This is a genomic window from Streptomyces manipurensis (genome assembly GCF_049570255.1).
Lineage (GTDB): Bacteria > Actinomycetota > Actinomycetes > Streptomycetales > Streptomycetaceae > Streptomyces > Streptomyces manipurensis.
Genome location: NZ_CP186950.1, coordinates 3,900,628 through 3,914,666, shown reverse-complemented (window position 1 = coordinate 3,914,666; position 14,039 = coordinate 3,900,628). Strand labels below are relative to the sequence as shown.

The 14,039-nt window shown below is 66.8% G+C and carries 12 protein-coding genes; 7 read left to right on the top strand and 5 right to left on the bottom strand.

Annotated features, from left to right (window positions below; translation table 11 throughout):
* The first annotated feature begins 34 nt into the window (after positions 1 to 34).
* From ACPU2J_RS18110 to ACPU2J_RS18095, 4 genes are all read left to right on the top strand, one after another.
* Positions 35 to 799, top strand: coding sequence for a hypothetical protein (locus tag ACPU2J_RS18110; RefSeq protein WP_423833616.1), 765 nt, complete (start codon positions 35 to 37; stop codon positions 797 to 799).
* Positions 800 to 801: 2 nt separating this feature from the next.
* Positions 802 to 2,196, top strand: a complete 1,395-nt coding sequence (locus ACPU2J_RS18105; RefSeq protein ID WP_423834980.1) for a hypothetical protein — start codon at positions 802 to 804, stop codon at positions 2,194 to 2,196.
* Between the two features lie 60 nt (positions 2,197 to 2,256).
* Positions 2,257 to 2,994, top strand: coding sequence for a class I SAM-dependent methyltransferase (locus tag ACPU2J_RS18100; protein ID WP_423833615.1), 738 nt, complete (start codon positions 2,257 to 2,259; stop codon positions 2,992 to 2,994).
* Between the two features lie 113 nt (positions 2,995 to 3,107).
* A complete protein-coding gene (locus tag ACPU2J_RS18095) occupies positions 3,108 to 3,626 on the top strand; it encodes an ATP-binding protein (protein ID WP_423833614.1) in 519 nt (172 codons plus the stop codon).
* A gap of 426 nt (positions 3,627 to 4,052) precedes the next feature.
* Here ACPU2J_RS18095 and ACPU2J_RS18090 read toward each other — a convergent pair whose 3' ends face one another.
* A complete protein-coding gene (locus tag ACPU2J_RS18090) occupies positions 4,053 to 5,843 on the bottom strand; it encodes a hypothetical protein (RefSeq protein ID WP_423833613.1) in 1,791 nt (596 codons plus the stop codon).
* Positions 5,844 to 6,582: 739 nt separating this feature from the next.
* Here ACPU2J_RS18090 and ACPU2J_RS18085 point away from each other — a divergent pair.
* Complete coding sequence (locus ACPU2J_RS18085; RefSeq protein ID WP_423833612.1) at positions 6,583 to 7,725, top strand: hypothetical protein; 1,143 nt, start codon at positions 6,583 to 6,585, stop codon at positions 7,723 to 7,725.
* Positions 7,726 to 8,134: 409 nt separating this feature from the next.
* On the opposite strand, the gene ACPU2J_RS18080 is transcribed toward ACPU2J_RS18085, so the two are convergent.
* The 4 genes from ACPU2J_RS18080 to ACPU2J_RS18065 all read right to left on the bottom strand — a co-directional run bounded on the left by ACPU2J_RS18080 (position 8,135) and on the right by ACPU2J_RS18065 (position 11,738).
* Complete coding sequence (locus ACPU2J_RS18080; protein WP_423833611.1) at positions 8,135 to 8,899, bottom strand: hypothetical protein; 765 nt, start codon at positions 8,897 to 8,899, stop codon at positions 8,135 to 8,137.
* Positions 8,900 to 8,901: 2 nt separating this feature from the next.
* Positions 8,902 to 9,642 carry a helix-turn-helix domain-containing protein gene (locus tag ACPU2J_RS18075; protein ID WP_250748702.1) on the bottom strand — a complete coding sequence of 247 codons (741 nt, stop codon included), beginning with the start codon at positions 9,640 to 9,642 and terminating at the stop codon, positions 8,902 to 8,904.
* Between the two features lie 375 nt (positions 9,643 to 10,017).
* Complete coding sequence (locus ACPU2J_RS18070) at positions 10,018 to 10,821, bottom strand: NAD-dependent epimerase/dehydratase family protein (RefSeq protein WP_423833610.1); 804 nt, start codon at positions 10,819 to 10,821, stop codon at positions 10,018 to 10,020.
* Positions 10,822 to 10,925: 104 nt separating this feature from the next.
* Complete coding sequence (locus tag ACPU2J_RS18065) at positions 10,926 to 11,738, bottom strand: NAD(P)H-binding protein (protein ID WP_420080134.1); 813 nt, start codon at positions 11,736 to 11,738, stop codon at positions 10,926 to 10,928.
* An 85-nt stretch (positions 11,739 to 11,823) separates the two neighbouring features.
* Here ACPU2J_RS18065 and ACPU2J_RS18060 point away from each other — a divergent pair, with 85 nt between their 5' ends.
* Both ACPU2J_RS18060 and ACPU2J_RS18055 read left to right on the top strand, forming a co-directional pair.
* Positions 11,824 to 12,249, top strand: a complete 426-nt coding sequence (locus ACPU2J_RS18060) for a winged helix-turn-helix transcriptional regulator (RefSeq protein WP_423833609.1) — start codon at positions 11,824 to 11,826, stop codon at positions 12,247 to 12,249.
* 1,549 nt (positions 12,250 to 13,798) lie between these two features.
* Entirely contained in the window at positions 13,799 to 14,002 is a 204-nt protein-coding gene (locus tag ACPU2J_RS18055; protein ID WP_030228768.1) for a cold-shock protein, read from the top strand.
* The last annotated feature ends 37 nt before the right edge of the window (positions 14,003 to 14,039 follow it).

The following is a 14,039-nucleotide window of genomic DNA, read 5'->3' as shown; positions in this document are numbered from 1 at the left end:
GTCACCGCGGAGACCACCAAGGGGGTGGGCACAGATGAGCACGACCCCAGCAACCGCAACCCTGATCGACCAGGCTGCCCGTCGGCAGCTGCCGCTTCACCAGTACATGGACCGGGCCACCGTCGAGTGGATCGATGAGAACCGGCCCGACCTCACGCCGACAGCGCAACCGGTCTTGGCTTCGGCTGCGCGGAGTCTGCTGAAGCAGTCCGCGTTGCCGGCCGCCTGGATGGCGACGCCTCGTCTGTACACCTCGATCCACGGCGTCCGTCACAGCATGCGTACGGCCGCGCTGGCTGCCGTCCTCGCTGGCAGCCACGAGCTCGACGACGCCAACACGGCCACGGTGGTCGTGGCCGCGGCCGTCCACGACTGCCAGCGCCGTCACGACAAGGAAGACCAGGGGCACGGCGCCCGGGCGGCCATCTGGCTCGCCGCGAACGCAGACACCGTGTGGAGCCACTTCGGCCTCATGGCCACCCCCCGCCGGATCGTGCAGGCGGCGACCGCCGTCCGCCTGCACGACGTCCCGTACGACGCCTTCACTGCGGACGACTGGCACGACCACGCGAAGGCGGAGTCGCTGGCGGACATCTTGAAGGCCGCCGACGCCCTCGACCGGTACCGGCTCCCGAAGGCCACGTGGTGGCCGGACGCCCGGCACGTCCGCGAGCCGGCCTTCGACCGGTACCGCGGCCTGGCCTTCGACCTGGTCCTCACCTCCGAGAAGGCCCACCTGGCGGGGGCCAGCAGCCCTGAGGCCGTCCGCTTCGCGCTGGCCGAGGCGGGGCTGGTGTGACCATGGACTTCCTGGACGCCTACCACCTGTGGGCCGATGCCCATGCCTTCTACGGCAGCGGCCTGATCCCCAGCCCCGCCGATCCCGTCGACCCGCTCACGGCCCAGGCCGCCGCATGGGACCAGCGCCTTGCGGAGGGCACCCCGAACGGCCGGCTGCTGCGCCGCAACGCCCTCTTCGACGCCCTGAGCGGCGAAGGCAAGCTCCACCTCCTCCACGTCACCCACGCACTGGAGGAGATCAGCCAGGAGGGCATGCTCTACCCCTCCGGCGGCTGCCTCGTCGGAAGCATCTACTGCGCACCGCTCACCCCCACCGAGCAGGGCTTCCGCATGCACAACCTGGCCTCGTACGTCCTGACCAGAGAGGCGCCGGCCTTCCTGGCCAAGCTCGGCATCACCGACCGCAGGCCCACCCCACTGATCATCGAGATCGACACACCGCCGGAGTCGTACCGGGGGCTGGCCGGCATCGACTACCTCAGGCTGGGCCTCATCCATCTGCAGATCTACAGCCACCTCGAGTACCTGCTCAGCAAGAACGAGCGGCACCAGCTCCGCGAGACCGTCGTGGCCCGCGTCAAGAACTCGGCCGCCTTCCTCGCCACCGCCGCCACCGTGGCCTACCAGGGCACCGTTATCGCCCCGAAGGCGTTCCTCCAACAGCTCGACGAGACGATCCCCCGCCTGCCGATCCTCGGCTACCTCTACTTCGAGACCGTGGCGGAGTACCTGATGCTCCACTCCACCTCGCGCCACACCCGCCGCCTGGCGGAACTGGGGGAGCTGAACAACTGGCTCTACAAAGAGCTGCTGTTCGCCTCCTTCCCGGCCCTGTCCGGCAAGTTCGACCTCGCGAAGTTCCGCCCCCGGCCCGACGAGCTGGCCGCGCTCCTCCGCCGTGTCGATCCCGCCATCGACCCCGAGCACGCCGCCACGTACCTCGTCGACCGCATCAGCCACCTCGTGGCCGCGCGGCTCTTCACCCCCGGCGAGGTCCCCGAAGCCTGGCACCACACCCGCTGGGAGTTCGACGCCCTCGCCACCCAGCTCGGCCCGCTCCTGGGCCACCTCATCCACCGGGAACTGCGCACCTTCGGCCGCTATCCCGACTTCTACTTCTACTTCGACCAGTACAAGGCGCTGCAAGCCTGGAACTACTGGAACCACATGGACATCGTCGCCCCGTTCAACGGCACGATGCCCAAGGGCGAGATCGGCATCAACCCGGCCTACCCCAACCTGGCCTACCGCATCTGGCGCGCCGAGCAGGACGACACCGGCCACCTCCACCCGGCCGAGGAGCTCTCCCTCACCATCGCCCCGCGCCTGGTGGACATCAAGTACACGCTGATGCGCAACAAGCAGTGGACCGCTCCGGCACCCAGCGCCGCATAACCCACCACCTCCCCCACAGCACCACCTCACCTCACCCCCTTCATGATCAGGAGTCCTGTCATGAGCACCTCCGGCATGCCCTCGGCCGACCTCCTAGGCGAGCAGATCGCCTCCCTCCTCGGCGACCCGGCCACCACCCACGGGCTGGCCCGCGGCCTCCGCGCCGCCGCCCGCGAGATCGAACTCCACCGCTACCACCACACCAGCCGGCGTGCCTGGCCCAACGGCCGCATCGACGACACGCCCGCCAAGGTCCAGATCGGCGGCGGAGCCCACCGGATCGACGGCTTCTTCAATATCGACGCCGTCCCGCCGGCCGACCTCCTGTGGGACGTCCGCGAGGGCATCCCCCTGCACGACAACACCGTCCAGACGCTGTTCTCCGAGCACTTCCTGGAGCACATCGACTACCCCCGCTCGGCCAAGCAGTACGTCATCGAGGCCCACCGCGTCCTCGTCCCCGGCGGCCAGATCATTACGGGCGTTCCCGACGCCGCCTTCGCCCTCAGCCGCTACCCCGGCTCCCTCGACACCTCCGCCGAGATGATCGAGCGTTGGTACGCCAAGCGGACCTGCCTCGACGACATCAACACCCAGCTCGACCTCGTCAACCTCGTCTTCCGCGACCAGGACGACGACCCCACGTACACCCAGCACCTGTGGGCCTACGACCACGAGAAGCTCGTCCAGCTCTTCACCGAGGCCGGCTTCACCACCGCCGAGCCGTGGACCTTCGACTCCGCCATGGCCAACCCGAAGCGCCGCTGGGGCAGCGTCTACGTGATCGCAACGAAGTAGCCCACGAGAGCCGGCGAGCCCCTGGGAGGCACCCCTCCCGCCGCCCGGGGGCCGCCTCCTCAGCCACGGCACACCGCCTGCCACCTGGCCACGCCGCCGAGGAAGCCACCCGCATGAGCCAGCCCGTCCCTCTCGTAAGCGACCTCTCACTCGCAGCCATCCCGAGCGCCGCCTTCTGGGCCCGCTGCCACACCGTCGACGTACTCCGCCGCTGGGACTTCCCCGCCGAAGGCACCGAAGTGGCCCGCCTTCTCGTCTCGGAGCTCGCCACCAACGCGATCGAGCACGCACGTCCGCTGGGGTCGCCAGAGGCCACACAGCCCGCTCCGGGCGTGATCCTTCTGCGGCTCTGGCCGACCCCGACGGGCGTCGTCCTGCAGGTCGGCGACAACGACCCTCGCCCGCCCACGCCCCAGTCGCCCAGTGACAGCGCCCTGGGTGGCCGCGGACTCCTGCTCACCGCCACCATGGCCACCCGCTGGGGCTACCACCCCCGTCGTCCACACCCTGGCAAGTTCGTCTGGGCCGAGGTGCCGGCACGGCCCTCGTGCGGTGTCAGCGAATCATCTGGTGGTCGACATACGACCCCACTCCTACTGGGGCAGGTTCTGACTGCGCTTCGGGAGCTGTAGCTGGTGTTCCTCGACACTTTCCTCGTGCCGCCGAGCCCCCGGTCGCCGGGATACTTGCCGAGCGTGCCGACGCCAGCGTTCGCGTACGCCTGCACCTCGGCGGCCCGGGCGGCCAGGCCGTCGGGCGCTCGTGAGGCCCCCCACCGACTCAACCCCAAAACCCATGGAGCCACCCAGCGATCGGCGGAGTGAGCAGTGCGCCGAGGCCCGTCGCTACCCCCCGCAGGAGGCCGAAGCCGATGGTCTGTGCCACGCGCCGGACCATCCGATGCCATCGTGCTGTCGCCGGCTTGTAGCTCGCCTGGTTTTCCATGCCGTCCCCTTCGTAGAGGCCCCGTGACCGAGGCCTGTTTCGTGGAGGCACGGAACCTCGTCCGAGGGGTATCCGGCGATCGGTCTGGCCTGCGTCGTCTTAAACGACGCAGGTCAGGAGGATGGGAGTGGCATCCGAGTATCGTCCGAATCGGACGGGGAAGACGAGTTCCTGGCCAGCCAGTCACGGGCGTTGGTGTCGCCCATGCTCGCCGCCAAGAGGTTCAGCCGCCGGGCCTCGTCCTGGCAGCCTGCGCCGAGCCGAAGGTGGGCCAGGCCGTGAAGTGCATGAGCGTTGCCGAGCCGTGCCGCGGAGTGTGCCAGCTCCTCCGCACGAAGATGCTCACCTCTGCCTTCGTGGTGCCACGACAGCCACTGAAGGGCAAGAGGGTCGCCCGCTCGGGCTGCAACCCGGTACAGGTGGAGCGCCGTCCTGTGTTGCCGATAGCGTGAGACTTCCTCAGCTTCCCGCCGGAGCGCGCCGACGTGGCCAAGTTCAGCGACCTTCCGATAGAGGTGGTCGGCTTCGGCGGCATCGTCGCTCGATAGGTAGTCGTGCGCCACCTGCATCAGGGACGCGGGGAAACCGAGCGAGAGTGCCGCTTCCGCAAAGCGCCTTGCCTCTTGGCGGCGTCCCTGAGCTAGCCGGCGGCGCGTAAGCCAGCTAATGGCGACCATGTCGTTAGATGCGGCACCCCAGTTGTACAAGCGCTCTGCAGTCTCTTCTTGGCCTGAGGCTGCGAAGTCGTAGGCAAGGCGACGCAATCCAGTTGGGTCACTAAGAAGAAAAGCCCTCTTGGCGAAACGCTCTGCATCGAGAACCAAACCACTAGTAGACGCCGCAGCGGAAAGTTCTGCAAAGAGGCGCCCCGAAGGAGCGTGGTCATCAATCAAAGTTTCCGCGCGCACAAGTCGCCTTCGACCGATTTTGGTACGAATTAGCCAGTGGATTCCTGCGGCGTCTCCACACTCGGATGCTCGCACATAGAGGTCGACACAATGTTCGTTCTTCAGCTTTTGCGCAGACCTGGCAAGCTGAATCAGGTCCGTAGGGTGCAGCGAATATCGCGCCGAGGCAACCCAGAGGGACTGTTCGGGTGGAATCTTTTGACGTTCGATTCGACCCTTTTCCTCTAGGTAGTCCGCGAGATAATAGAGGGAGTCGCCGGTGACGGGCTGCTCGTCGGGTCGCACCCTATATCGAATCAATGGCCCAGGGAGTCGCCTGTAATTCCTCGCGAGCTTATTCAGCGAGAGCTCGAACCAATTATCCGAGAGGCTGTCCCAGATGTTTTTGCAGTATCCGGAAGCGGCCTCCTTGAGGAACCCCTCAGTGAGTAGACGGCCATGCCCAAAGCGTCGAGCATCAATGGCTGCGTGGAGAATCGCTTGCGAGGGCGCATCCGCCTGTTCGTAGCGACGCCAGAGAGTGGGTGCGCCTGCCAGGAACTGTGTGATCTGCCCATTGCTGGCCCGCTGCCGCGCGAGAGCGAGTCTGGGATCTTCTCTGACCAGGTGGGCAACAGCGTCCAGCTCTGTCGGCGTAAAGGCCTCCGGCACGGTGATCGTGATGGCCTGTTCCAGGAGCTGCCCAACCGCTCCGTTGGCTACAGCAAGCTCCAGCCCACCCTCGCCATCGGCTCCGGGGGCCAAAAGCTCCCAGTAGTCTGGCCACATTGTTCCGAGTAGGAGGATCGGGCCCTCGGATATATCGGCTAGGAGGTTTTGAAGTGCAGCGGCCGCCTTCGGCCCGTCTGGCTGCGGAAGCAGGTATTGCTGCATTTCATTGAGCCAAACAATGCTGTAGGGCTTCAGGTGCTTGTTGCGTAGTGCTTCGATTACAGCCTGGGGGCGATCGGGAGCAAGCGGGTGCCATATCTTCCAATCCGGCAAGACTGCATGCACTGCTTCCCAGCATGCTCGCGTCTTTCCCGTGGAAGATCCCCCTACGAGGATGACTAGCTGATTGGACTGGGTGGCGCTAGCAATTGCCTCGCGCAGTGGACCGTCGAGAGTGACTGGTCGGGGTAGATAGGCCGTGAGGTCCGACGCGTGTGACTCGCTTGTATCGACCTTGAACGACGCGTGCACCTCGTACCTAAGTGCATCGACTGGCCTCAGTGCGCCGATGGCCTCTGTTCGTAGAACCTCATCCGCATGCCAAGTCGCACTTGAAGGCTTTCGATGCACCCTATTGAGGGCTTTCTCTCGGCGTGCTGCTGCGCGAAGGTCCTCCCATGGGATGGGGGCAACCGTTCGGCCTCGATCCACTGCCATCTTCTGTAGGCAGGCTACGAGGCAGGTAAAGGCTTTACTGTCGGCAGGTACCGTGTGACCGCTGAGCCAATCGCCGAGGGAGGACTTATTCAGCGTGATCTGGGGGTGCCGCCTTTTGCCCAGGGACACCAACTCTGGGTAGGCGGGCTTGCCGGCCTGCGTGTAAAGGCCCAGCAGGGCATTGTGAAACCGCTTGGCGGCCGTCTCTGCCCCTGGTCCCACGCTGCCGGCCCCCTTGATCCCCTGCTGCCCATACCTTAGTGGTGTGCACAGCGGGGGCTGAGCGTTAGGCGCTACGGATCCGAATGCAACCGGCGGCCCGCACCTGGCGTGTCCCCGGGTATGCCGAAGAGAGAGGACCACGGCCTTGACCGCGCCGACCGCCACTGAGGCCCCGCCCACGCTTTCGATACCGCCAACGGCCATACCCCAGCCCGGCTACCGTGACCGCCTGCGTGCCCGCTACGCCACAGCTGCCGAGGAACGCATCGACAGAGCACGGATCGCCGCCACCGAGCTTGGGTACACCGGCCCCGTGCCGTGGGACGACATGCGGGCCGTCTACACACGGCCACCCCGGTCGCCCAGGAAGTCGTACACGACGGTGATCGGCGGCATCGTGGGCAACGCGATCGGTGCAGCGTTCGTCATTGGATTCCTCGGCTTCATGCTGTTGACAGCGGGGCTGTCCATCGACAAGGACAATCGGGCAAAAGCCGCCAAGACGGCACCCTCGGCACAGAAGACGGCAGCGGCCACCGCAGCGGATGCCGGACTTACACACCAGGAAAAGAAGGAGTTGGCCTTCTTCGGCGTCGGGCTTGCGGGCACCGTCCTCCTCGTGTCCAGCTGGCGTGGCATAAGTGATCACTGGCGCAAGATGGTGAAGGGGTACGCCGAAGAGGGCGAAGAAGTCGTGACGGAAGCACTTGAAGTGTTGCCGGCACTCGCCGCCGTGGTGGGAGCCCCAGTCGGGAGGCAGCGTGCCGAGGCACTCGCAACCGCCCATGAGAAGACTTCGGCGCTCATGACGGCCGTGACGGACAGCTCGAAGTCGGCGGCCGGAATCCCCGGGTATGCAGGTGACAGGGGCCGTCTAAAAGAACACGGCCAGAAGGTTCGGACGGCGTTCGCCGACAAGCTCGGCGGGCTGGTCGAGGACCGGGAAGCCACTGCACGTGCCCTCGGCGCGATGGCGTTGAGCGTGGCCACCCGGCAGGCCCAGTCCGCGTACGGGGCCTTGCTGGACGCGGAGGCATTGCCAGCGGAGCCGGGACCGGAGGTGCCAGACCTTCGCGGGGTGCGAAAGGTCTTCGTCGGCGCGGGCCTTGCTGCGCTCGGCGTATTCACGGTCGGGACGATGGGCGGCGCGGACCTGATGGCCGCCATCCCCCTTGCTTTCGCCGTGTTCGGCCTCGCCGCTTTCCTCGGTGCTCTGTTCACCGGGAAGCTCCATGCGATCGGCCAGGCGTACGCAGCCTTCAGGCAGAACAGCGGCGGAGCTCCGTAGACCCAGACTGATAGCGCTCGACTCCTACTCGTCAAGCGCCCTCAGGGGGCGCCAGGCCCGTTCGCCAGCCCCAGGCGCACGGCGTCGCCTCCTGCGTCAGCGGGGCGTTCCCGGCGTGCCATAACGTGCCAGTAGGGGCGGTAAACAGCAGTCAAAAGGGGTTCGCACCGGAGCGGATGGAACGTCTCCATCAGGGAGCATTCCCGCAGGTCAGAGGCCATTTCGCTACGCAAGTACCGGGTGATTCCCAAGCTTATAGCGCGGGTTCGATTCCCGTCATCCGCTCTTACAAGAAGGCCCAGGTCAGCGACCTGGGCCTTCTTCGTCGTCTAGACCTATTCGGGAGTCCCGCGCCACTTGCGCACCACCTCGACGGCGACAAGGTCACGCGCGCTCGGCCGGCCTCACGTCACGCAGGCGGAGACAAGAATGCGTACATGGCCTGGCCGTCAGCCTTCCCGCCCTCGTCGGGTAGTTGACGCCACGCGGCATGCTGCGGATCGTGCAGAGCTTTCGCGAACGCGAGCTTCTTGCGGTCGCCCTTGTCGAGCTGATCTCTGAGTTGCAGCGGATTGGCGGGCAACGAGAGCAAGAACGCCAGATCGCGGTAGTGCCGCTCCGGTGAAGCGGTCTTGATGCTCACCGCTGCAGCCTTCGCCACGATCGCCCCCAACAGGCTGGGGCGACGGATCCGGCCGGTCCGCAGCCCCAGTTGCACACTCACGGACTCGGTTCTCTGCGCAGCCTGTCGGCCGCCCGGCACCTCCAGCGTGCGGCCGGGCGGCGTCGTTGTGAGGTCTGCACGGGGGCCGAGGTTGTCGGGCGCCAACAGATCCACCACCAACCGCTGCGGCTCCACACCGCGCTGATAGCGGTGCAGCAGGTTGCCCTGCGGCGACATGCCGGCGGGGGAGAATCCGAGCCGTTCCAGCGCCGCAACCAAACGGCGCAAGCTCTGCTGGTCCGACACGTCAGCCAGGACATCAAGGTCGGCGCTCGCCGCCGGCGGGGTCCGACCGTGCTCCAGACCGTGCAGGAGCACCATCTGCCCACCGATCAGCGACCAGGCATCCGGCACCTGCTCCGAAAGGTCGAACAGCACGCCCCACAACTCCACCAGCGGCCCGGTGAACAGGTCCGACTCCAGTCGCACGTCGGGCAATTCAGCCGCCATGATCACACCCTCCGAGGCTGTGCGTAGCGAGTCAGCAGAGGCTCAAGCAACCCGGCTGCGGCAGCGTCGGCTCGGCCCTCGTGGCGGTCCAGCAAGTCGGCCGCCACCACTGACGCGGGGGCGTGGCGGCCCTGCCCAGGCGCTTCAGACCTTGAGGTCAGGAACGACCACATCTCCGCCGGGGGAATTCGGACCGCGACATTGCCCCGCTCTTCATCACGGACCATGCCGAACTCGGCTTCCAGCTTGTCGACCCTGTCGGGATGTACGTAGATCTCCGCACGACCGAGAGCGATGTAGTCCGCCCCCGCCTGCGACGCGGCGCTCACTCCCCCCCTCACCACATCCTGAGCAGCGAGCAGGACCGGCAGTACGCCTGAATGAACGCGGTACGAGCGAACCTCGGCGCGGGCGGCAAGAAGCTCCTGGAGCAGAGCCGGAGCCAGCTGCCCGTGGGCAAGGAGATTCCGCAACCGCATCCTCACCCGGGACTTCTCGGCATCGGACAGACTCACCGGCTGATGGCCGTCCAGCACCGCCAGAACGCCCCATGCATTGCGGGCCGACAGCGGTCTCCGCGAACGAGGGCCCCGGTCCTTGCGATCCCGGACACTGTCCCCGGCAACCAGCCAACGACCACCGACTCGCTGCCCTTGGAGCTTCCCGTCATGCAGCAACTGACGGACCCGGGAATCATCCACCCCGAGCAGGGCCGCAGCCTCTTTCACCGACAGCAGTTCCATGACCATCTCCTTGCGCCTCCCCTCATGAAATCAGGAGGGAACACGCAAGCAGTCTCCTACCCAGATCGCCTTGCGTCAAGCCTCACGAAACCAGGAGGCAAGACGCAACTATCGAGGCAGGGACGTGCCGCACGACCCAGACCAACGGACGCGTGCCCCATCCGTGCCCTTCGGAGCGGCGAACAGCGGTCAATACGGGTACGGGCGAACCCTCGAGACAGCTCTTTCGGCAGACTGTTTCCGCAGGTCAGATGCCATATGGGCGGCCTGCGCACCATAGATTCCCAAGCTTGTAGCGCGGGTTCGATTCCCGTCATCCGCTCCATGACAAAGCCCCAGGTCAACGACCTGGGGCTTTTGTGTTGCCTAGGCCTCTCAAGGCCGCAGATGCTTCAGGGTGAACTCCGGCGTGGCATAGGGGCCGGCCTGTGGCGCCGAGGGGTCGGCAGGAGTGCCGGCGCCTGGGATGTGTACAGCGCGCGTTTCGGCGTCGTCGACGGGCGTGTAGTCCAGCTCTGCCTGCGCGGGCAACTCCCAGAAGCGGCGGGCGTTGGCGGAGACGGCGTACACCGTGGTGAAGCGGGTGGTGGTCGGGGCCGTGAGCGCGGCTTTGACGTAGCCGATGGTGTCGCGTGGACTCAGCCACGTCGCGAGGTGTCGGGGCTCGGTGGGTGTCTGCTCGAAGCTGCCGATGCGCAGGCAGATGACCGACAGCCCGAACTTGTCCGCGTACAACTGCCCAAGGGCCTCGACTGCCACCTTGCTGACCCCGTACAGGCCGTCCGGTCGCACTGGCTCCTGTGGGCCGGTGAGGTGCCCGGTGGGGTAGAAGCCGGTCACGCGGTTGCTGCTGGCCAGCACGACCCGCTCGATCCCGTTGCACCTGGCGGCCTCCAGGACGTTGTGGGTGCCCAGTACGTTCGCTTCCAGCAGCTCGCCGAGGGGCGCCTCATCCGGCAGGCCGCCCAGGTGGAGCACGCAGTCCACCCCCGAGAGGGCCGACTCCACGGCCACCGCATCGCGCAGGTCGACGGTGTGCACTTCCTCGTTGGCCGCCTCCTGCCGTAGTGGAACACGGTCGAGCAGAACCAGGCGGGTCGCCTCGTGCCGCAGCGCTGCCCGCACCACGGAGCCGATGTTTCCTGCCGCACCGGTGACAGCCACTGTTCCCAGGACCACTGTGTCTCCCCCTCCAGAACGCGAAATCTTCTGACCTCGCAGCCATGATCGTCCCACCGCGAGGGTGAGGTCCGGCTGGTCGGACCGTTTGCCCTGCTGATGCGCTACGCGACAGCCGCTGCGAGCGGTGAGCGGGGTTCGCGTCCCAGCAGCTGACGCAGATCGCCACCGGTACCCGCCATGAAGCCGGCAGCGATGGCTGAGCAGGTGCCGATCACCATCGGCACCTGGAACGGCTCGGCACCGGAGGCGGCGATGCGCGTGCGGGCCTGGGCGAGTGTCTCCGGCTCGTAGGTGGCGTGGGCTCCGTGTGCTCGCGCCAGGTCGGCGCCGCCGATGGTCTGCTCGCCGACGAGTTCGTAGACGCGCCCCGCATGGGCGGGGGCCTCCACTGCCACCCGTGCTGCGGCTTCGGCGAGATCCGCGCGCGCGACGGCGGCCAGCCTGCCGTCACCGAACGGGGCGGTGATCCGCCCGTCCGCCGACGGCGCCGCGAGTCCGGCCAGCAGCTCCGCGTAGAGGCCGTTGCGCAGGATCGACCAGTCCATGCCGCTCTCCCGGAGCCGGCGCTCGGTCCAGCGGTGCGGCAGGGCGTACGGGAGGTGATCACCGGCGGCGGTCAGGCTCGTATAGACGACATGGCCGACACCGGCCTTCTGGGCGGCGTCGACGGCGGCGCCGTGCCGGGCCATGACGGTGTCGTCCTCGCCATGGCCCGCGGAGATCATCAGCAGCACGTCCACGCCCGCGAAACCCTGGGAGAGGCCGTCGGGATCGTCGAAGTCGATGCGGCGGACGGGCAATGGAGCCTGGATCTGCCGGGGATCGCGAGTGCCGAGGACAGTGTCGCCGCGGTCCGCCAGCCGCTCGGCGACAAGCGTGCCCAGAGCGCCGGCGGCGCCAGTGACCAGGATCATCAGGTTCTCCCTGTTCGGATAGGTTCTCTTCGGCAACCGGGATCAGCCTGCGGTGTGGCGCCGGGGGGCGTAAGGAGGCACTTCGATGTGGGTGAGGCACACGGAAGTAACCACGGACGGAGACGTCGAACCCGTCGTCAGTTGCGGGGAGAAGCACGAGGACTGCGGGATCCGCGAGGTGCTCGACCGGATCGGGGACAAATGGTCGGTCCTGGTCGTTGTCGAACTGGCCCAAGGGATACGCCGTTTCCGGCAACTCCAGCGCGCCGTCCCCGGCATCTCACAGCGGATGCTGACACTGACGGTGCGCCGATTGGAGCGCGATGGACTGGTCTCCCGGACCATCTACCCCACGGTGCCACCCCAGGTCGAATACGCGCTCACACCGATGGGCCGCAGCCTGACGCATCTCGTGAAAGCGCTCGCCGACTGGTCAGCGCAACACCGTGACCCCATTGCCCAGGCGCGCCGGGAATGGGATGCCGAACATCCCGACTCCGGAATCCGCTGACCGAACATGCTCCCGCACGCCGCCGGTCACCTCTCGGCCGCAACCCTGCACCAGCCCTTCCCTCGCGGTGCGCAGGCCATGTGATGGGTGCGGTGCCGGCGGCGCGTGCCCCTACGTGCCAGTCAGGGCGGTGAGCAGCGGTCAACAGCGGACCACCCGACATCCCCGCCGGCACCCCGAGAAGCCACGTTTACTCAGGTCAACCGCCTACCGTGCTCTCAGTGCCGAGTGATTCCCAAGCTTATAGCGCGGGTTCGATTCCCGTCGTCCGCTCTTCGACGAAGGCACAGGTCACAGACCTGGGCCTTCGTCATTGTCTAGACCTCACACGAGCCCCCGCCGATCTCGCGTCGCGAGACACGTCCTCGACGACCTGCGTCACACCGCTGTCTCCGTCGCGTGAATTCGCTTTCCAAAAGGGGCGGTTGGTCGGAGGGGTTGACTCAGACCCTCGACGGGTCTGCCTAGTCCTCCCTTCCCGCCAACACGCGATCGGCGGCGTAGTGCGGGCAGGAAGGAAGGTGCCACGTCACCGTCACCCGGCACCGGTCGGCGGCGATGGTACGAGCCTGCCCAGTGGCCGGGCAGGCCGCGCAGTGCGGGCACGCGACGGTTTCGAACTTCAGCTCAGCCATCACCTTCCCCGCCAACGGTGCTCGCGACGAGAGTGCCACGCCTCTCAGCGGGACGGGCTCCACACACCGGCGAGCGGCGCACCGGGGCTCGGGGGCGGCCTGGTCCAGCCGTGCCAGTGAGATCACCGTTGAGCCGACCATCTCGTCAGGAGGTTCCCACGGGTGCCGGTGGATGACGCCAGTGACCCTGAGCGGGATACTCCGGCAGAGCGTCCGGACACGGCTGGTCCTTCCGTTCATGTGTGGGCCACGGCCAGTCCACCATGCCTTCCCGCAGAAGCGGCCGCCACCGTCGAGGCCATCGTGCGGGCCGTGCACCATGGCGATGACGTTCGTATCCGGATCCTGTGGGCAGCCTTGGTCGACATCACCGACACCGAGGTCCTCCTCCACCTGCGGGAGCGGCTTCGCGAACGACCGCAGTGACCGTCAGGCGCTGCGGAACAGACGTGTAGCGAGAGCGGGGCTGGCCGCGCCGCCCTGCCGTGGACGCCCCCGAGGCCGCCATGGAGCCCTGCGAGCTGCTGATCCCTTCGGAGGGCGCTGCGGACCCACCCCGCAGGCTCACGTCCCCTGGACTGCACGTCGCAACTGGCGGACGCCCTTGCTCGCGAAACGCTGCACCCGGGGGGAATCAATATCTATCCCCGCGGTCAGAGAGTTTAATGGACCCCGCAGGGAGAGTTTTTCCGCACCGCACACGATGGAGATATTTAACGCACACGAACCGCTGCAGCGTGCTACTGTCGGTCTCGGTTGCAGTTTTGGTACCCAAAAACTTCAAGCGCTCCAGTCGCCTCCGCGCCACATTCGAGTGCTTCATATTTCCGGTCATTTTCCGGCGGGGCATCATCGCGGCGACACGGTGTCCGTATGGTGCGGATGCTGGTGTACTGCCCCAAAGGAGATATGACATGGCATCTGGCACCGTGAAGTGGTTCAACGCGGCCAAGGGCTTCGGCTTCATCGAGCAGGACGGTGGCGGCGACGACGTATTCGCCCACTTCTCGAACATCGCCACCCAGGGCTTCCGCGAGCTGCTGGAAGGCCAGAAGGTCACCTTCGACATCGCGCAGGGCCAGAAGGGCCCGACGGCCGAGAACATCGTTCCCGCCTGACGCTGACGCGCATTTCGTAGCTGGGGCCCGCATCCCT